This is a genomic window from Lacticaseibacillus sp. 30, from assembly GCF_053819265.1.
In genome coordinates this window covers 14,457-34,446 of sequence record NZ_JBSOQX010000010.1, presented here as the reverse complement: position 1 = coordinate 34,446, position 19,990 = coordinate 14,457, and the positions used below count along the sequence as shown (strand labels likewise).

The following is a 19,990-nucleotide window of genomic DNA, read 5'->3' as shown; positions in this document are numbered from 1 at the left end:
TTTTTCAAAGTATGTTATGAAGCCCATGGACACAGTCTTAAAGGTATATCTAAACATTGACGAATCCGCCAATACCTAGATATACCTTTTTTTTAGCCTTTTCCTCAAAAAATTTAAGGATGACAATTGGCTATGAGGATGTAGTATTCGCGGCGGGACAACGTTTGTTATTCAATTGTTTCTTAAAAATTGTTTTTGTTTAAAATTAAGTTTCTGTTATCAAGGCTCCGTGTTATAATTACTGATGTTTTCAAATTGGGGAGGGGAAAAAATGAGAAAAGCTAAAATTATTCGGACACGACAGGTCGTTTCACCGTTATTGACATTGTTGGCGGCGGTTGCTTTATCAGGGGTTACAACCGTTCATGCTTCTGACAACACTGATAAAACGCCTGCAGTGAACGAATCAGTACAGAGTAGCGCTACTTCGCAACAAGAACAGGCAGCAGCAACCGATCGCAAGGCGGACACGTTGTCTGACGATGATCTTGAAAAGTTGATTGATCGCTCTGATGCGACACCGACACAGGATATCCTGAAGATGAAAGACGGGGTTCCTTCAGATCAACAAGAAGCGTGGTTGACAGTTGCTAAGCGCGTTGCAGATCAGGATTTGTCCACGAGTCATCGTGAACAGGTTATCTTGTACAATGAAACCAAGATTGTGGTGCCAGCACCTAAAGCGGCTGCACCAAGTGCTGAAAGTGATGCTTCGAATCAGGCAAGCAATGCTTCTGCGCAGAACCCAAGTTCTGCGGCCTCGAGTGCAGCTGCTTCATCAAGCAGTTCTTCGGCGGCGGCCTCTAGTAGCAGTCAAAGCAAGCCAGAAGCTGCACCGGCTAAAAATGAGGCGGCTAGTGCGGCAGCTACACCTGCACCGGTTACGGATAATCGTTATGTTTCCGTAACTGACAAAAATGCGGTGTTATATGCAGATTTAAATGGTACCAAGAAGCAGGAAGGCGCAGCTGTTTACCAGCGGACCTTTAAATCGCAAGCTAAGTATCAAAAAGATGGCGTTACTTATTTGGCCTTGTATGATGCCAATCAGACGTTGCAGGGTTACATGAATCAAGCGTCGATCAAAGTTGCGGCAGGTGCTGGTGGTGTTTGGACCAACGCTAGTGGCTATGCTAGTTTAACTAAACCTGGCCAAGATGTTTATGGCAATCTTGATACTAAGCAGGTCATTAAGAAAAGTGATGACGTCTTAGACAATACGTACTTTATTTCTGGGGCCTATCATCATCTTGATGGTCAAGTTTACTATTCACTCTATGACAGTCATAACAACTGGCTCGGCTATATGGCCGGTTCAGGTTTCGAAACGGTCAATAGTGCCGAAGGCGCTTGGGCAGCAGCTTCTGGTTATGCTAAGGTCGTGGATAAGAACTATGCGATCTACAATAGCTTTAAGTTTGACGCCACGGGTAGTACAGACCATTACTATCAGCAGTACTTTAAGAAGGTTGGCCAATACCATCATGTCAATGGAGCTGTTTATTATTCAGTCTTTGACCTATTCGGTCATTGGCTTGGCTATGTAAATAGTGCGGCTGTTCAAAATGTGACGATTGCCAACCCTGAAGGCACTTGGCAGGCAGATGACCGTTATGTGACGGTTACTGATAACCGAGCCACCTTGTACTCAGACTTTAATTGGACTAAGAAGCAAGCGGCAACAGATGTTATGTTGCAGACCTTCAAGTCAACCGGTAAGTACCATAATCTAAACGGTCTGACCTATTTGTCCCTGTATGACAAGGATGGAAACTGGCGTGGTTATATCAATCAACAATCAATCACAGCTGGGGTTTCTGATGGCGGGGCATGGTTGCCTGCTAATGCTTATACGACCTTTACAGCGGCAAACGTGAATGCCTATGCGGACTTTAATCAACAAAAAGTCGCTACTTCAGGTGCTGGATTGGTTAACCAAACGGTTAATATTTCGGGTCAATATCATGCCTTCGGTGGCGTTGTTTATTATTCGATCTATGACGTTCGTGGCAAATGGTTGGGCTATGTGGATGCTAGTCAAGTGAAAACGACATCAAGTGCAGCTGGACTATGGTTGCCACACGATGGTTATTTGACAACCACCCAAAGTGGTCAAATGATTTACACGAACTTGGATAGTTTTGCAGGTGGGCGGACGACCACGGCAAATTATCAAAGAACCTTCCGGATCATGGGCGAATATAAGCACTATAATGGTGCAACTTATTATTCACTTTATGACGGCAACGGCAACTGGATGGGTTATCTCAATTCAGCACTTGGAAGCGAGAGTAAAGAAGCACAAGGGGTTTGGATGAACTATAACGCCAACGTGCTCATTACAGCTTCAAACGCAGCACTGTATAGTTCTTTCTTTAATATGACCCGTGATACGTCATCGTTGTATGGCGGTGTTTATCAGGTCAGCGGCAAGTATAGTCATGTTAATGGGACCACTTACTACTCCCTGTACGACGGGAATCGTTGGTTAGGATATCTTGCTTCTTGGGCAACCGTACCTTACGAATTACGATTCTTAAATGTGCCTTATGTCAGCCAATTCCGACCAATTATGGCTCCAGACGGATGTGCACCAGCAGCGCTGAGTATGGCGTTACAAGCTGTTGGCGTTAATCCATCACTGTCTTACTTGATGAATAACTTGCCTATGGCCGGATCGGTTCCTGGTGGTCAGGCTGGTAGTATTTATGGTGGTGGGTTCCAGTATGTTATCACGCCAGCTGCATTAACCGTTTATGCCCAGAACTGGGATAAAAATGCTCGGAATATTTCCGGTGCATCAACCACACAGATTATTGCAGAGGTTGTTACAGGGCATCCTGTTCTGTATTATGGTTTCTCACCATATCAAAAGAGTGGAGACTATAATCGTAACCATTGCCATGTCATTGCAGGTTTTGATCCAAACCGTGGCTTCGAAATTATGGATCCAGGTTATAATACGCAGTTTGATCGTGCTGGAAGCGCTGGCGGGAACAGTCGCTTTGATCATGGTCCTGTTTATTGGATCTCACTCTCAAGCTTTGAAAGTGAATATGCGCATCAGTATGGGTCCGAAGCAGTTAAACGGGCAATTGCGTTTTAAGCGTCAGCTTAGGCTGTGCTTATAAACTTTTAAAGTGTGACTAATCCTTCAACCCAAATAATAAATAAGTTTGACACTTGTTTTGGGGCTACTAGGTGAAACTTCTTGAACAAAGCATCAGAGGCTCGCAAATTGCGAGCCTTTTTTGCTAGATGATATTGGGGTAAAGTAAAAATGAAAACGAATAATGAAAGAAACTATGGTATCGATTTACTACGGATTTTTTCAATGGTATCGGTTGTTATTCTCCACAATCTGTATCAAGGTGGTATTTTACCGCAGTTAAAAACAAATAATCCAAATTGGTGGCAGTTTTGGTTGTTGGAAAACTTGGCAATAGTAGCTGTTAACGTTTTTGCGATGATTACGGGCTATGTTTCCATGATGCATAGATTTAAAAGTGATCGAGTTTTGCAGGTGGTTTTTCAGACAATTTTTTGGTCAGTCACTGTCTCAGTCACGTTATATCAACTGAGAATGCCAATTTCCGTAGAAACGGTTAAAGCTAGTTTCTACCCTCTTGCTCAGTTTTGGTATGTTAATGCATATATTGGTCTGTTTTTGCTTTCACCTGTTCTTGCTTTTGGTGTCAAACATGTTTCGAGGAGGACTTTTAAACGTCTGCTTGTCGTTTTGCTTATTGTTTCGGCGGGCCTTGATGCCGGCAGTCACTTTTTCCTGCTGAACGGTTATACAGCTTATTGGCTTGTCGTGATGTACTTGGTTGGCGCTTATATCCAGTTATATCCTGATGCTATTAGATGGAAACCAGTTGCTTTTCTGGGCATTTATTTCTTAATGGCTTGTTTGTCAACATATCTACAATGGAATGCAGGATGGTTTCATACGGATAAATGGTGGTTTATTCGATATACTTCGCCATTTGTAATTGTGGAAGCTATCGCGATCTTTATTTGGGGTGTACGATTGCGAATTAAGAATCGATTATTAAGGGCAATATTGAAATTTTTCGCCCCAATTTCCTTTGGTGTTTACTTAATAGATGAGTCAAATTTTTATGATGTTATTCTGCCAAGAATGTTCACAAGTATGATTCGTGAGCAACCAACCTATTTTGCACTTAGAATACTGGGTATTTCTTTGTTAATGTACCTTGTTTTCGCATTACTAGATTTTGTGCGTTTATTAATTTTTAAACTACTTCATATTAATCAAGGCTTGGCATTGATTGATCGGTCTGGCAAATGGTTAATAGACAAATTGTAGATTTTCAAGCTCACTAAAATGTTGCTGAAAAGCTGTTGAGGTGGGATGAGTCTCTCGTTGAGAATTTTTTTAATCGGCTAATTTGTGAGACCATCAGCACTTAATTTTTCATGATTTTAATGGTCTGGAAGACATTCATTTTTGGATTTATCTCTTTTTCGAATCAATTTTAAACCATACTTTATCCGATTCATGTTAAAATATTTTTGAAATTGACGGATAAAGATATTGAGGTGGATCGGTGAGTCTTCGCAAAGTTACAAGAGTATCGGTGGTTTTCTTAGCACTATTGTTGATCGTTGGCGGTATTTATACAACTACGCGTTATTTCCACGATGAACAAATTAAACGCCATGCTGTTCGTATTAGTAAGCAAAAGTCAAAGATAGCCGAGTCACAGCGGCAAGCATCAAAGGAGCGTTTACGCACTGCAGCGAGGGTGGCTAAACATCGAGAGATGGAAAAAGTTGCAGCGACCAAAATGGGACAGAATCACATCGAAAGTGCCAATCAATATGCTTATCCAGTTGCCCAAGTCAAACAAGAGATGGATGCACCGTATACAAGTCCAATTAAAGAGAAGGTGGTATTTTTAACTTTCGATGATGGTCCGAATACGGTTAATTCGCCTAAGGTTTTGGATATTCTCAGTCAGGCTGGCGTTCATGGGACTTTTTTCGTCGTTGGCAAGCAGGTTAGTCCAGAGACAGCGCCGGTTCTTAAGGCGGAATATGATGCTGGGCATGCAATTGGATTACATAGCATGACGCACGATTATAGTTTGCTTTATCCTAGTCGGGTGGGAGCCACGGCAGTAATCGAGAATGAAGCGAAGGGTGCCCAAGCCGCTGTCCAACAGGTTTTGGGATCGGATTTTCGCAGTCATATTTGGCGATATCCGGGTGGTCATTTTAGCTGGAAGGGCTTGGCTGCCGCAGATGCCGCGCTTAGTCGGCTTGGTCTCGATTGGATTGATTGGGATGCGGCAGTCGGCGATGCACTTAGTCCGGCGCAGGAGCCGAAGACTGAGGATGCGATGCTGCAATACCATCTACGTTCCCTGAATGTTTATCCGGCCAGTAACGTGCGAGTTGTCTTAATGCATGATGCCCTTGGTAAAGATCTGACGGTCAAGACGTTGCCGCGGATCATTCAATATTATCGTGACAATGGTTATAAATTTGGCGTTTTGGAATAAAGACGCAGACAGGTGTTTCTTTGCCGGACAGCTAGTGATGCATCTAACCGGAGCAACCTAGACAAAAAAAGAAAAGAGCACCAACGGCAATCTGATTGCTGTTGGTGCTCTTCTTTTGTGCTTTCCCAGCAAAAGGGGGTTAAACTTCTTCTTTTACAGCGAATCGGGCCAACTTACCTTTTTGTACTGGGTTGACGACAGCGGTAATGAGCGTGCCATCTTCGCGGTAGTCAGTGGCCTTGACGACAGTTTCCTGATTCAGATAACTGACGAGTTGACCTTGATCAAATGGAATCAGGTAGGTGTGTTCTTCGTCTTGGCCGAAGATGTCGGCTTTGATCAGACGGGTCAGGGCTTCCAACGAGTTTTTGTCGCGGGCGGAATACACGATGCGTTGGCCAGTGACTTCAGGATAGCGGGTGCCTTCACGCAAATCGGCTTTGTTGTAAGCTTCGATCATCGGAATATTTTCGATGCCGACTTCTTTCAACGTCTTTTCAGTGATAGCCATCATTTCCGGATAGTTTTCGTCGGAGTAGTCCACGACTTGAATCAAAAGATCGGCGTTGGCTGCTTCAGCGAGGGTGGCTTTAAAACTGTCAATCAAATTATGTGGCAGTTTTGAGACGAAGCCGACTGTGTCGCTGAGCAGGAACTTGCGATTGTCTGGCAAGGTGAGTTGCCGGACACTGGTGTCCAAGGTGGCAAAGAGCATGTCTTTTTCAAAAACTTGTTTGTCTTCCGGACGGTCGGCAAAAAGATTGAGTAAGCCATTCATCGTGGTGCTTTTGCCAGCGTTGGTGTAACCGACTAGTGCAACGACGGGGATGTCATTACCTTCGCGCCGGGCGCGGCGGACCTGATCACCAACACTCGCGTCTTTGAGTTCGCGACGCAGATGGCTGATCCGCTTGTTGAGAACCCGTCGATCAAGTTCAAGTTGCGTTTCCCCTGAACCACGTGTGGCAAAACCAGCACCACCACCAACCTGCTGATCAAGCCGGTTGGCGCTGGGATGCAGCCGCGGTAAGGCGTATTGCAGTTGGGCAATTTCAACTTGGGTTTTGGCTGCCTTGCTACGGGCACGATCAGCGAAGATATCTAAGATCAGCTGGGTTCGATCAATCACGTGCAGTTTGGTTTGCTTTTCGAGATTGCGGAGTTGTGATGGCGACAGTTCATCGTTGATGATGATAGTCGTTGCGTTTTTGACGTCAGCAAGTTCGCGAATCTCGTCGACTTTGCCACTGCCAAAATAGGTGGCGGCTGCGGCGCGATCGAGACTTTGGCGGACTTCGCCGACGACGGTGTAGTTATCCGCTTTGGCAAGTTCGCCGAGTTCGGTCATGGTGTAATCGAAGTCGGGCTGCTGACGCGAGATACCGGTAATTAAAACATTTTCTGATTGAGGTTCATTGGATAATTGTTCAGTCATAAATTCCTTTCATTGATCCGGGCTTGGTCGCCGCGGATCGGTGCTAGTAGATCATCATTCATGGTGCGCCTGACGTAACCGCATGGCGATTCACCCCTTTCGATTCATTAGACCAAGTGTAACACGGTAGCCCAAATCTACCCAACATTCGGTGCCAGGACCTGAATATGATCGCTAATCACTTTCAGCGTCAATGGCGTTTTGGTACTAGGATCGCCGTCAATCCTGCTTTGTAAGGTTTTCGGCGTCTTGATGGTCAACTCTTTGGTTGCAAAGTAGGTCATGCCGGGCAGTTTTTGGAAGTTGCCGGTGATGAAGTACGGGATTGCTAGTAGTGATCGCCACAAGGTCAGTTTGGGGGCGAGGAAAACGTGCAGCCGACCATCATCAGGGGCAGCATCAGGGACGGCGTTGGTGAAGCCGCCGACTGAGTTTGTCATCGTGATTAATAGGAACTGCGTGTCTTTTTGCCACTTACCATCGGCGCTATCCAACTGCAGGATCCAATGTTGATGTTGAGCCAGAACTTTAAAGCCCTTCATGAGGTAGATGATCGGGCCGAAGTGCTGTTTTTCTTTCTGGGTCACAGATAAAGCTGCATTTGCTAAGACACCGAGGGTCAACGTGCTGACCATGTAGTGATTATTGACCTGAGCAACGTCGAGTGGCTGTGGGGCAGCTTCAAAAATGTTTTTGATGGCTAACGGCAACAGTAACGGAATATGCAAAACCTTGGCGAGATTATTAACGGTTCCTTCAGGCAAAATGGCCAACAGTGGCGGATTTTTGCGCGGTGCGAGACCAGCGACAACTTGATTGATGGTGCCGTCACCACCGACAGCCACCACAATGTCTGCTTGGGCGTGATAGGCGAACTCGCGCGCGTCATCGGCACTTTTGGTTGGCGCCATCGTGACCTGGTGCTGGCGATCTTCCAGTTTTGTTTTGAGTTGTTCGGCAGCAGTTGGTCCTTTAGAATGCCCGGACGCCGGGTTGTAGATAATCGTATAGCTGAGCATGGCGGCACCTCCTATTAACTAGTTTATCACGGTGAACGATAGCGCATGCTGGCCGGTGATAATTTTAAGGATAAAAAGACGACCGCCTGTATGATTTTGACGGTCGCAGCTAGTGACGATTCAATTAAAAACGGTTAGTCAGTGCTAATTTGACGGCGGCCGTTGGCGGTGACCTTGGCAACGACACCAATGATGACGAGATCAACGACAAAAATGATGCTCCATTGCAAGATTGGATTGAGATGGTTGAGCAGGTTGACATGCATGCCATATGTGGCGGCACTGACCAATCCGAGCAAAATGATCACGGTGAAGCCGAGCCAAGTTGTTCTGCCAAATGCGAGACCGTTTCTCGCTTTTCGTTGACGTTGGGCGATCCATGGCATCAAAACACCAAGGGCCACCATGCCAATCGGAACGACAATGTTTAAAACCAGCATTAAAGCGAACGTCTCCGCAGTCGCATCTGTCGGGAAGAAGCCAAGCGTGCCAAGCAGGAACGTAATCCCCAACATCCAAATCCCAACGAATAAGCCAACCTTCCGATTTTTTAGATAAGCATAGGCTGGCGTCGGGAAGCGATCCTGATGTAAGCGAACCATGGTGTAAGACCAGAAAAGGAAGCAGGTTGACAACGGGCTGACAATGCCATTGAGGTTCAACAACCAATTAAAGATGTCGTTGATTTTTGGTAGCAAAGCACCTAACGCCATGATCAAAGCACAAAGGATCGTGGTCATCCAATAGCCGTTGATTGGCAAGCCGTCTTCATTCATTTTCGTTAATTGCCGTGGCATAAAGCGTTTGGCGACGTCAGATAGAAAGACACGGGTTGAAGCGTCAAGAATAACAGCTAGTTGGGCCAACATGTAGATGCCTTGGACAACAGCGAAAAGATACATCAGGCTGTTACCTAATCCAAACTGGCGACCGATTGCCTGAAAAGCATAATAGGAACCATTCATTTTCAAGTCATTCGGCAAGTGATGAGCGTTGAAATAAACGCCGAGCGAGAAAGTGCCGAATAATGTGAGAAACATGGTCATGATGGCAATCATTTTCAATGCCTTGGGGAAGTCGCGGGCTGGATGGCGCATGTCTTTGGTGTATGGCGCTGCAAGTTCGGAGCCGTTCATCGCAAAAACGAACAGGCCGAAAGTTGATAAGAAACTAAGTGAGAAGAAATCTTTGGGAATAAAAGCTTTGAAATCAAAGGGTCGCGTGGCAATTGGTGCACCTTTGGACAAACCGACAAAGGTCATCACCACGAAGAGAACGGTCATGATAAACATCGCGCCACCGCCGATCGTTGACATGATTTCCAGACTTTTATTTTTGAAGAAATGCTGAAGCCAGATGAAGATGACGAAAATGACGGCGGTCAGAATTCCAAACCAAGCATTGCCAAGGTTGGCTTGAATGTTGCCATTGCCATTTGCGATCCAGCCAAATGAGATGACGACAGAGTTGGCGACATCGACGACGTAGGGCAGGCCGGTAATCCAGTAGAACCAAGCCGCATAGTAGCCGACAGTGTCGCCGTTGGTTTCACGCATCCAGCTGGTGATGCCACCGCCATGCTCGGAAAAAGTCGAGCCCATGTGCGCGACAATCAGGTTGTAAGGAATCACATAGAAGAAAGTCATGATGATCCAACTGGTGAAGGCGACCAGTCCTTGATTCTGGAAGTTATAAATGATGTCATCGAACCCAATGACTGTGACAAAGTCCATGAGGCCGACAACTACCCAAGGAATATATTGTTTCTGTGGTTTATCTAATTCATTCATATAAAAGGCTCCTTAAATATCTGAAGGTTTAAAAACGACTGGTTTTTAAACTCATCCCCGGCGCCTTATTACGGAGTTTTCCCACTGCGACCCAACTTTCATGTATATTTTCAAAAGCCATTAGTGATTATATCAGGGATTGCAGCGGTTTTGCGGCAAAAGGTAAAGAAAGACTAAAGCAGCTTACAAAGCCGTAAGTTACAAACAACCATCCGTTAGGCCATTATCAGGAAAAAGGCAGCCTAACCCGCTATCATAAAGTTTGTAAACAAAACACAAAGATACAAATGGAGGTCTATTATGGACAAGCAACCTGTCGTAACTGTTGACAACGTTACGAAAACCTATGGTAAAAAAGGGGAAAAACAAACACCCGCATTGAAAGGTGTCAGTTTCGAAGTACAACCCGGTGAATTCGTCGGCATCATGGGCGCATCAGGTTCAGGGAAAACGACCTTGCTTAATATCCTTAGTACGTTAGATACACCGACTTCTGGCTCCGTTTTGATCAAAGGTGCTGACGTCACAAAATTAAAAGGGGATGCCTTATCAGATTTTCGAGCTAAAAAAATCGGTTTCATTTTCCAAGATTTTAATTTGTTGGAGAACCTAACTGGCCGCGAAAATATTGCCCTACCGCTCGCGTTGCAAAATGTGAGTGCGAAGAAGCAGGCGGCGGCTGTTGATAGCATTGCCCAAACATTAGGAATCAATGAAGTGCTCGACCACTATCCAACGGAGTTATCTGGTGGTCAAAAACAACGAGTTGCCGCTGCCCGGGCATTGGTGCAGAAGCCAGATATCCTGTTCGGGGATGAGCCGACGGGTGCTTTGGATTCCAAGTCAGCCCGTGAGTTATTGGATACCATGGAACAGTTGAATAAGGAACAGGATGTCTCTATCTTGTTGGTCACCCACGATCCGTTTTCGGCTAGTTATGCCAGCCGTATTTTGTTCATTAAAGATGGGCAAATCGGTTCCGAGCTGGTCCATGGTGATAAGAGTCAGGAAGCCTTCTATCAGGAGATTCTTGACACACTCGGCACATTTCAAAAGTAAGGGGCGTCGTCTATGTTAACGAAACTTGCACTCGGCGGCCTGAAGAACCGCTTCCGCGACTATGCGGTTTTATTTTCCGGTCTGGTTATCGCCAGCGCCGTTTTCTACATGTTCATGTCACTTGCCACAAACACAAGCTTTTTAAAGAAAAATTCGCCGATTGGCTTTACACCATTTATTTTTGGTTTCGGCGCGGTGCTACTGGCCATTATCACGTTGGTTTATATCGTCTATGCCAATAGTTTTCTACTTAGCATGCGCCAACGCGACTATGCGATGTTTATGATGCTCGGTGCAAAAGGGCGAAAGATTGCGCAACTGATTTTCCTTGAAACCGTGGCAATTGGTCTTTTAGCAACAGTTGCCGGTATTTTGGTCGGGATGGTCGGCACAACCTTTGTGGGACAATGGCTCATTAACACCCTACATGCACCGGCAACTGGCTTCTCAGCGTTTTGGCTACCAGCCGTATTGTGGACATTAGGCTTCTTCATTGTCTTATTCATTCTGTCGGCGTTCTATAATGCTGGAAAGCTATTGAAAACACCAATGTTAAGGTTGTTGCATCAAGCGCAGACACCAAATCGAATCAAACAACGCAAAGGGATTTTCGTCTTACAGATTGTCTTGGGACTGATTTTGCTTGCGGTTGGCTACTACAGCATGTATGCCATCGCTAAAATCGGGATTATGGCGATTCCATTGGCCTTGGTTACCATTGTTCTAGGAACCTATTTCCTGTTTAACTCAGTCTTTGTCGCGCTGATTGGCTTATTGAAGCGAAACCACAAGTTTGCGGCCAAACAGTTGCATACGTTTACCTTGTCGCAGCTGAGTTTCCGGATTCGGGACTATACGCGGATTTTATCCGTGGTTGCCATGCTGTTTGCTTTAGCTTTAGGGGCGATTACTGTTGGCCTTGGCTTTACGCATGATATTCCGGATTTGGCGAGTCAGGCGACCGCCTACGATTTAACAGTTGCCTCGCCAAATGCCGCGACCCGTGCGCAAATCAGTCGGTTGCAGGATGTCACTGCTAAGCAAGACTATACGATTAAATCGGATGCCAAAACGGTTTACATCAGCCAGCAAGCTCTCGACGCTCATCCGCTTGAAATCAAAGCCAATGACGGAGGACTTGATACGCCGAATATTAAAGTCACGAGCCGCAACTTTGCGGAGATGACTGAACGTTATCCAAGTTCTTTTGGTATTTTTATCGGCAATAATCGAGGTAAACAAATGAAAGTCGCAGATGCCGCGACCTTCGCGAAGCTCGGGAATGCAGAAACTTTGACCACGTTTAAAGTTAAGGATTTCGGTCAAAACTACGACACGATTCAGAAAATTGTCGAGCTGCAAAGCAAGCAATATCCGCGATTATGGAGCAGTAACGGCGATCAGAAGTTTATGATTTATGCGCTAGTGAACAGCATGTTCTCTGGCCTCGCCTTTATGGGCTTCTTCCTCGGCATTGCTTTCCTCGGCATGTTAGCTTCGACGCTGATGTTCAAGATTCTATCTGGGGCCAATTATGACAAGAGTCGTTATCTGATGTTGCAGAAAATCGGGGCACGACCGCGTGCATTGCGACGCTCAATTCGGCAAGAAATCGGAGCCTTGTTCTTACTCCCAGGTTTCGTTGGCATTATCCACGTCTTGTTTGGCCTTCAGCTTTTTAAGACCATGTTGCGCGCACCATACGGGCATCTTGCGTTACCATTCGGTTTGTTCATCGTTCTGTATGCACTCTATTATCTGGCGACAGTTTGGATGTACCAGAGCATTGTGATCAATAAGAACTTAGCGGAAAAAGCCTAAAGGAAAGATCCTTTAGGTCGCACTATAGGCTGGAACATAATTCTCAGCTGACAATTAAAAGCGAACAATTTCCCTAATATCGGGAAGTTGTTCGCTTTTACCTGTTCATGGATTATTATTGTGATTTTAAAGACCGGAGTTTGGCACGGCAAGAAGTTTGAGCCTACCATCTTTGTTTTCTTGAAAAATAGCAGGTTTGAACGCATAAAGTTAGCCGGCTAAAACGTCGTGGGCAGACATCTATTGACAGATGAACAACATAAAAATGCCCTTAGAGACTGGTTTTGTCTGAAAGGGCATTTTTATTTGCTCGACAATACAAAAGTGGCAAAAAGTTCGGTTTGGACAAACTAAGCTTCAAACTCGTTATAACTCAATACTTTAATTCCTTCATCAGTTAAAAGAATTTTACTAATGGAGCCGTTGCGAGGCGAATCGGTGACCACATACCCATCATTTTTGCCGAACTTATCGACGATGCTGCGAATGGTCGTGCCGTGGCTGACCATCAGGACTTTATCGCCTTCATGGTTTTCGGCCCGCAACTGGCGGAAGCCTTTCATCAGCCGAGTCCAGTAAGTGCGCGCATCTTCGGCTTCGTGGAAAGGATCAGCATCGTGCATGAAGTCTTTTGAGGCGTCAACCCCATATTTTTCCAAAATTTCCGGATAGGTCTTGGCACCATGCGGGAAGCCGACTTCATACCAAGTTTTGCTAGAATCTTCACCCTCAAAATAGCCATAAAATTGTTCGCGAAAGTATTGGGTGACGGTTAGCGGAATCTTGCCAGTGACGTTTTTGCTGAGAATCAGATCAGCCGTGCGAGTAGCTCGCATGGTGTCGCTGCAATAAGCGTGTGTGAAGGCCACGTTGCGTAGAATGACACCCGTTTTAGTACCATCTTTAATCCCATTATCGGTTAATGGCGAGTCACACCAACCCTGCATTTTATTAAAATGGTTGAACCATGTCTGACCATGGCGCACCAGATAGACTGTGATGCCTTTCATTGTATTCATCTGCCTCCTCGGAAGTTAATTGCTAAGACTAGTTTAGCATAGAAAAGCATGGTGGTTATGCTTAAAGAGCATCTTGAACAACGCCGCAATCAGTCCCAACGTGTGCTATTCTTTAATTATTCAGTGGATCACATGCGGAGGTAGCAAGATGGCAAAAGGGTTGTTGATTGTTAATTTGGGATCGCCGGTTTCGCCGGAGACAAAGGATGTACGGCGGTATTTACGGGAGTTTCTGAGTGATCAGAACGTCATCACAATGCCTAAAGCCCTGTGGCAACCGATTTTGCGCGGTTTTATTTTACCCTTTCGCAGCTGGCGGTCGGCAACTTTCTATAAGCATGAGTGGACCCAAGCTGGCTCGCCATTGATTGCCTATACGCAGGTGACCCGGGATCGGCTTCGCGAGCGGCTGCCTGACTGGGATGTGCAGATGGCGATGAACTATGGCGGCGAGTATCCGATTGGCGAAACGCTGCAGACGATGGCGGCGCGTGGTGATGCGCCGATTGTGGTGATCCCGCTGTTTCCTGAATACACGCAAAGTACGACGAAGACTATTTTGGATAAGGTCGCGGCTTCAGGCGTGAAGACCGTGGTTATTGACCGTTTTTATGATCATTCAGACTATCAAAAGATTCTTGCGCAACAGATCGACGATGCTTATGAAGCGGGGGCGTATGATACCGTTATTCTGAGCTATCATGGCATTCCGACAGCGATGGTGCGGCATGGTGATCCGTATCAGCAGGAATGTGAAACGACCACAGCAGGTGTGAAGCAGTATCTTAAGAAAGTGCCCCAGACTAAGGTTGAGATGTGTTATCAGTCAAAGTTTGGCCCGGTTCCTTGGTTGAAGCCATATTTACGCAATCGGTTAATGGAACTGGCTGCTTTGGGTAAGCGCAATGTGTTAGTGGCAACCCCAAGTTTTGTGGCTGATTGTTTGGAAACACTGGAAGAAAATAATGTCCAGAATTATCAAACATTTCGTGCTAATGGCGGCAAAAACTTTGCGACTGTCCGACCGATGAATGGTTGCGAGCCGTTTTGTGACTTTTTAGCTAAGTTGGCTGAGGATAAGATTGCGGCGGAGGCGAACCATGGCAAGTCCTGATGAACGCTTAACAGTGCAACGCGAAAAACGCAGTCTTGATGACATTAACCGCAGCGTGCAGGTGCCGAGTGTTTATGAATCTTCGTTTTTTCAGAAGTTTCTGGCATACAGCGGGCCGGGTGCCTTGGTTGCTGTTGGTTATATGGATCCGGGTAACTGGCTAACGGCACTTGAAGGGGGCAGTCGGTATCACTACGCCTTGCTATCGGTACTCTTGATGTCGATTTTGGTGGCCATGTTCATGCAAACGCTGGCGATTAAACTTGGCGTGGTCGCACGATTAGATCTGGCCCAAGCAATTGCCGCATTTATTCCGCACTGGAGCCGCATCTGCTTATGGTTGATCAATGAGGCAGCTATGATGGCCACGGATATGACTGGCGTTGTGGGGACGGCGATTGCGCTAAAACTGCTGTTTGGCCTGCCCTTGATGTGGGGAATGCTCCTAACCATCGCTGATGTGCTGGTTGTTTTATTATTCTTACGATTTGGCATTCGCCGAATTGAGTTGATTGTGCTGGTATCGATTCTCACAGTCGGCATCATTTTCGGCATTGAAGTTGCGCGAGCCGATCCGTCAATTGGCGGGATTGCTGGCGGTTTTGTGCCACATACGGACATCCTGACGAATCATGGCATGTTGCTGCTTAGTCTCGGCATCATGGGCGCCACGATCATGCCACATAACATTTACCTGCACTCTTCACTAGCCCAGAGTCGCAAATACGACGAGCATATTCCGGCACAGGTGACCGAGGCACTGCGGTTTGGTAAGTGGGATTCCAATGTGCATCTAGTCGCCGCTTTTCTGATTAATGCCTTGCTATTGATTCTTGGGGCAGCACTGTTTTATGGCGTGGGCGGCCATGTGACGGCTTTTCAAGGTGTCTATAATGGGTTGAAAAATCCGATGATTGTTGGCGGGCTGGCTAGTCCGTTAATGAGTACATTATTCGCATTTGCGTTGCTCATCACGGGCTTGATTAGCTCGATTGCAAGCACCTTAGCAGGGCAGATTGTGATGGAAGGTTATCTGAACATTCGCATGCCATTGTGGGAGCGGAGGTTGCTGACGCGGCTTGTGACGCTCATTCCCATCATGGTGATTGGCTTCATGATCGGTTTTAGCGAACACAACTTTGAGCAAGTTATTGTCTATGCGCAGGTGTCATTGAGCATTGCCTTGCCATTTACGCTTTTCCCGCTGGTGGCCTTGACGAATCGGCGTGATTTGATGGGTATCCACGTTAATTCGCAACTCGTGCGGTGGGTCGGCTATTTTCTGACGGGTGTGATCACCGTTCTAAATATTCAGCTGGCCATTTCAGTCTTTGTTTAAACGATTATACGCAAAAATGGCCACGGTGATGTCATACCTCCATTATTGAGGAACATCACCGTGGCCGTCTTTTGTATGTGTAAGCTTATCAAGTTAAAAAGTTGTCTTTTTTCAATGGCTGCCCTTGATGACGAAAAAAGATCCCCGAATGGTGCCAGCAAGCTTCGACTTTTGCCGGGCAAATTTAAACTTGCCTTCAAGCTCAGTCGGCACCGCCATGCCATCGCTAAGTTTAAAGCCAACCGCGCGTTTTTTGGGGTCGGACAAGCTATACATCACGTTGATGGCTAATCCGTCTTGATAGTAAACCTCAACCCAGTGCAAATCCGGTAAGTTCAAATCGCTGACTTCCAAGGGCTTGGCGGAAATTTGCAAGTCGCGTTCGGCGAGAATTTCATTAACCCACGCGAGACTGTCAGGTTTTTCGGCAGCCGGATAAGTGATATAAGGTTCCTTATACTTATTCCAGATGTAACGCGCTTCATTTGCGCGCAATCCTGCCAATGCTGCAGCAACAGGCGAGCTTTCAAGACCAATGGTGCTGACCGTTTTAAAATCAACTGTATAAGCCATGCTTTCATACTCCTTCGTCAGAAAAACGCGTCGCTAACTGCGGCGCGTTCGGTGATATTAGTCGTTAAAAGTCCCATTTTCAACATCGGAGATAAATTGCTTCAAATGTTTGAAGTAAACTGGGGCGTTATCAATCATGTGATGGTGGCCGCCGTCTGGGGTGGTGACCAGTCGGGCATGTGGGATGACCTCAGCCATACGTTGGGCTGACTTCAGTGGCATGGTTTCATGTTCGCCGAATGTGAGCAAGGTTGGCACCTTGATATTGTGAATCTGATCACTGATATCCCAGTTCTTCAACTTACCGGTCACAACAAACTCATTGTCGCCTTGGAAAGCATTGTAGACAGGCGTGGCCATGGTGCTAATCAGGTGTGAAATTGCTGGTGGCTGTTTGCGATCAACATAACCGCGATTGAGGACATCCACATATTTTTGATACTGCGGGTCGTCCCAGTTACCAGCTTTTTCAATTTTCTTCATGTACTTAACCGCAGACGGCGGCAAAGCCTCTTCACGGACGAGGTTGATATGATCAACGTATTCGTTGATGTTGTCGACCATTGAAGAGATAATTGCGCCTTTAAGATGCTGACCATATTTCAGGGCATACAGCTGGGTTAAGGCACCGCCCCAGCTTTGGCCGATGAGGTAAAAATGATCCAGACCCAGCTTTTGGCGAACTTCTTCTACTTCGCCAAGAAAGTAGTCAGTGGTCAGGTATTTTTTAGCGATTTCCGGGTCGGTATAATCCGGCTGATCGGAATAAAACGAGCCAAGTTGGTCGTACATATGTACCTGAACGCCAAGATCGGCCAGCTCTTCGCCAAAGTTTTCCCAATACTCATGAGTGCCACCAGGGCCGCCATGCAAGCAAAGAAGATGGATATCGCCTTCACCTTGTGTGTTGGTCCACAAATGATACCCATTGTCTAAGGTCAGGATTGTTGTCCCTTGTTTCATTTGATCACCTTTTTTTCTTAGAATAATCTCATTGTACCACGCGATGCGGTGAGCTTTAATTCAATTTCTCGACTTGTTCGCGAATGTCGCGAATCACGTGTTTGTCACCGGAAAAGATTAAATGATCGCCGAGATGAATTTGGGTGTCGCCATGCGGTGCGACGAACTTTTTATTGCGATAGATTTGACTAACGGTAATGTCATCAATAAATGGCAGATTTTTCAATTCAAGGCCAGCAAATCGCGAGTTGCGCACGGTGATTTCGTAAATGCCAGCAACGGTGTCATCCAGAATTTGCAAGGTTGACGGCGTTTCAATGAGACTCCGCAACAAAGCAACATTTGCCTCTAAGGTGTTAAACACTTCGACACCTTGGGCTCGCAAGCGATCATAGCGATCACTGGTAGCATCTTTTGGAGCGAATCGCGCAATGATCCGTGGCACTTTTTCGGCTAATGCCATGGTCGCGAGATCGTAGTTGGTGTCCGCATCGAAATCGCCAAGAACCATGATGTCACAGTCATAAGCACCAGCGGCTTTCAAAGCGGATTCGGTATAGGCTGCCAAGGCAATGTTGATTTCTGAATTATACGTGTGGTAATTTTCTGGCTTATCTGTCAACAGTTTTACTTCATAGCGATCAGGACTGAGATGTTGGGCAATCGGTACTGTCAGCAGATTGCCACCGATGAAGGTCACTTTTGTCTTTTTAAAATGTTCCGGTTCTGGCTGGAAAAAGGTGTTGAAGAGAATTGGACCGGCGACACAGGCAATGACAGCGGCGAGGGTGAACGCGCCGGATTGCTGGTCTGATAAAATATCGAGATTGCGGCCAACTGTCAGGGTCGGGATGACCAGCGTGATGGTTGTTGTCAGCAAGAAACCGCCAGCCAAGGCATTTTGAGGCTTAAACCGCCGGCGCAGCACTGGGATCAAGCCAATCTTAGCAATAAAGAAGCCGATCAGAACTAGCGGAATTAATGAAAGACTTTTTGGGTCGGCAACCAGTGCTTTTAGATCAAGATTAGCGCCGGTGACAATGAAGAAAATAGGAATGAAGAACCCATAACCTAATGAGGTCAACTTATCCTGCGTTTCTTGCCGGGGACCGAGCAGTTTCATCACCATGCCAGCTAGGAAAGCACCGAGAATTGATTCGGCGCCGACCCGTGATGCCACGGTGACTAAGGCAAAAACCAGAAAGAAGGCCAGCCGAATGTCTAACTGCGTCGTACTTTTATCAATGGTGGCAAGGAAGCCGTAGATGCGCTTAAACCGGCTTAGAAGGAATAAGGCGGCAAGCAGCAACAATAATAATAGCCACAAATTACGATCCGATTTGCCTGCTAACGCTGAGTAAACCGTCAAACTTACCAACGGCACCACTTCACCAAGGGCGGCAATTAATAAAATAGTTTGGCCAATCGGCTGATGCAGCAACTCCTTTTCCTTCAGCGCGGCAATCACGACACCCAGTGCGATGGTGGTGAACAAAATCGTAGCAAAAATCGGATAGTTAAAGAAGTGAATGAGTTGCAGGAAGTAGCTAAACCCGAGACTAAGCACGATGACAGTCAAAAATCCCGTGATTGCTAGCATGACCGGGTTGGGCTGCTTGGGTCCATCAGTTGTTTTGGGCTGGGGCTTGAACAACGAGAAGTCAATTTCCATGCCGGAAAGAAAAATCAGAATGGTGACACCCAACTCACTCAGCGAGCCCATCTCACCACCAGTCCTGACCCAGCCTAAAACACTTTTGCCCAGCACAATGCCAACCAAAATTTCCGCAACAGCAGTCGGGATACTATTAATATGAAAATGTGCCATCAGCAGCGGCGTCAAAAACGCCGCTGTGAGCACAATTAATAACGAAATGGATTCCATAATGTCCTCCAATCAGCGATAATAGATGGGTCAATGGTAACGAAAAGTGCGGATAAAAGAAAGGAAATATCATGTCACAAAATAATAAATCAAAAAAACAAGGCCAGGGGTTCTTCAATCGGCGCTCCATCATCGTTGGTACATGCGTGTTGCTGGGTCTTTTGATTAGCTTACCATTCAAGCAAATATTATTAGGCGTCGCGATTGGCTTGGCGGTTGGGTACGTGCTTGAAGCATGGACGCCGTTGTTGCGGGGAAGGCTTTAGACCGCTTCCATTGATGGCTAGTTTGAGTAAGGCCATGTGCAATTGTCTTTCTATCTCAGTCGGAGGATGCCCGATAGTCCGAGTTGGCGGAGCGGCGATGGGCTCAGCCGTGAAATTGTTGTTGGCGGTTTACCGCCTACAACAAGGCCAGACTTTGAAATCGCGCGGGTTTTGCG

Annotated in this window: 15 protein-coding genes; 8 read left to right on the top strand and 7 right to left on the bottom strand. The window is 46.3% G+C overall.

Annotation, left to right across the window (positions count from 1 at the left end; genetic code table 11):
* Nucleotides 1–271 precede the first annotated feature (271 nt).
* The 3 genes from ACWPAB_RS08110 to ACWPAB_RS08100 all read left to right on the top strand — a co-directional run bounded on the left by ACWPAB_RS08110 (nt 272) and on the right by ACWPAB_RS08100 (nt 5,531).
* Complete coding sequence (locus tag ACWPAB_RS08110; RefSeq protein WP_225366402.1) at nt 272–3,106, top strand: C39 family peptidase; 2,835 nt, start codon at nt 272–274, stop codon at nt 3,104–3,106.
* Nucleotides 3,107–3,280: 174 nt separating this feature from the next.
* The gene (locus tag ACWPAB_RS08105; RefSeq protein ID WP_003585120.1) at nt 3,281–4,333 is read left to right on the top strand and encodes an acyltransferase; all 1,053 of its coding nucleotides are present in this window, start codon (nt 3,281–3,283) and stop codon (nt 4,331–4,333) included.
* A 241-nt stretch (nt 4,334–4,574) separates the two neighbouring features.
* Nucleotides 4,575–5,531 carry a polysaccharide deacetylase family protein gene (locus ACWPAB_RS08100; protein WP_003585119.1) on the top strand — a complete coding sequence of 319 codons (957 nt, stop codon included), beginning with the start codon at nt 4,575–4,577 and terminating at the stop codon, nt 5,529–5,531.
* 139 nt (nt 5,532–5,670) lie between these two features.
* Here the strand turns inward: ACWPAB_RS08100 and hflX are convergent, their stop codons facing one another.
* The 3 genes from hflX to ACWPAB_RS08085 form a co-directional block, all read right to left on the bottom strand.
* The gene (hflX, locus tag ACWPAB_RS08095) at nt 5,671–6,966 is read right to left on the bottom strand and encodes a GTPase HflX (RefSeq protein WP_003566329.1); all 1,296 of its coding nucleotides are present in this window, start codon (nt 6,964–6,966) and stop codon (nt 5,671–5,673) included.
* Between the two features lie 137 nt (nt 6,967–7,103).
* On the bottom strand, nt 7,104–7,985 hold the full coding sequence (locus ACWPAB_RS08090) for a diacylglycerol/lipid kinase family protein (protein ID WP_003585117.1): 882 nt from the start codon (nt 7,983–7,985) through the stop codon (nt 7,104–7,106).
* A gap of 134 nt (nt 7,986–8,119) precedes the next feature.
* Complete coding sequence (locus ACWPAB_RS08085) at nt 8,120–9,775, bottom strand: APC family permease (protein ID WP_003585115.1); 1,656 nt, start codon at nt 9,773–9,775, stop codon at nt 8,120–8,122.
* A 300-nt stretch (nt 9,776–10,075) separates the two neighbouring features.
* On the opposite strand from ACWPAB_RS08085, the gene ACWPAB_RS08080 reads away from it, so the two are divergent.
* A complete protein-coding gene (locus ACWPAB_RS08080) occupies nt 10,076–10,834 on the top strand; it encodes an ABC transporter ATP-binding protein (RefSeq protein ID WP_003566323.1) in 759 nt (252 codons plus the stop codon).
* Nucleotides 10,835–10,846: 12 nt separating this feature from the next.
* Nucleotides 10,847–12,655, top strand: a complete 1,809-nt coding sequence (locus ACWPAB_RS08075) for an FtsX-like permease family protein (protein ID WP_003585113.1) — start codon at nt 10,847–10,849, stop codon at nt 12,653–12,655.
* Between the two features lie 350 nt (nt 12,656–13,005).
* On the opposite strand, the gene ACWPAB_RS08070 is transcribed toward ACWPAB_RS08075, so the two are convergent.
* Entirely contained in the window at nt 13,006–13,665 is a 660-nt protein-coding gene (locus ACWPAB_RS08070; protein WP_003566320.1) for a histidine phosphatase family protein, read from the bottom strand.
* Nucleotides 13,666–13,822: 157 nt separating this feature from the next.
* Here ACWPAB_RS08070 and hemH point away from each other — a divergent pair, with 157 nt between their 5' ends.
* Nucleotides 13,823–14,788, top strand: a complete 966-nt coding sequence (hemH, locus tag ACWPAB_RS08065) for a ferrochelatase (RefSeq protein WP_016382251.1) — start codon at nt 13,823–13,825, stop codon at nt 14,786–14,788.
* Entirely contained in the window at nt 14,775–16,127 is a 1,353-nt protein-coding gene (locus ACWPAB_RS08060) for an Nramp family divalent metal transporter (RefSeq protein WP_076665447.1), read from the top strand. The genes hemH and ACWPAB_RS08060 overlap by 14 nt, the downstream gene beginning before the upstream one ends.
* A gap of 111 nt (nt 16,128–16,238) precedes the next feature.
* Here ACWPAB_RS08060 and ACWPAB_RS08055 read toward each other — a convergent pair whose 3' ends face one another.
* From ACWPAB_RS08055 to ACWPAB_RS08045, 3 genes are read right to left on the bottom strand one after another with little or no spacing between them, the layout of a single operon-like run.
* The gene (locus ACWPAB_RS08055; protein ID WP_003575724.1) at nt 16,239–16,700 is read right to left on the bottom strand and encodes a hypothetical protein; all 462 of its coding nucleotides are present in this window, start codon (nt 16,698–16,700) and stop codon (nt 16,239–16,241) included.
* Nucleotides 16,701–16,757: 57 nt separating this feature from the next.
* Nucleotides 16,758–17,663 carry a proline-specific peptidase family protein gene (locus ACWPAB_RS08050; protein WP_003566310.1) on the bottom strand — a complete coding sequence of 302 codons (906 nt, stop codon included), beginning with the start codon at nt 17,661–17,663 and terminating at the stop codon, nt 16,758–16,760.
* A 55-nt stretch (nt 17,664–17,718) separates the two neighbouring features.
* Nucleotides 17,719–19,548, bottom strand: a complete 1,830-nt coding sequence (locus tag ACWPAB_RS08045) for a monovalent cation:proton antiporter family protein (protein ID WP_003585110.1) — start codon at nt 19,546–19,548, stop codon at nt 17,719–17,721.
* A 71-nt stretch (nt 19,549–19,619) separates the two neighbouring features.
* Between ACWPAB_RS08045 and ACWPAB_RS08040 the strand changes: the two genes are divergently transcribed.
* A complete protein-coding gene (locus ACWPAB_RS08040; RefSeq protein ID WP_003585108.1) occupies nt 19,620–19,814 on the top strand; it encodes a hypothetical protein in 195 nt (64 codons plus the stop codon).
* The last annotated feature ends 176 nt before the right edge of the window (nt 19,815–19,990 follow it).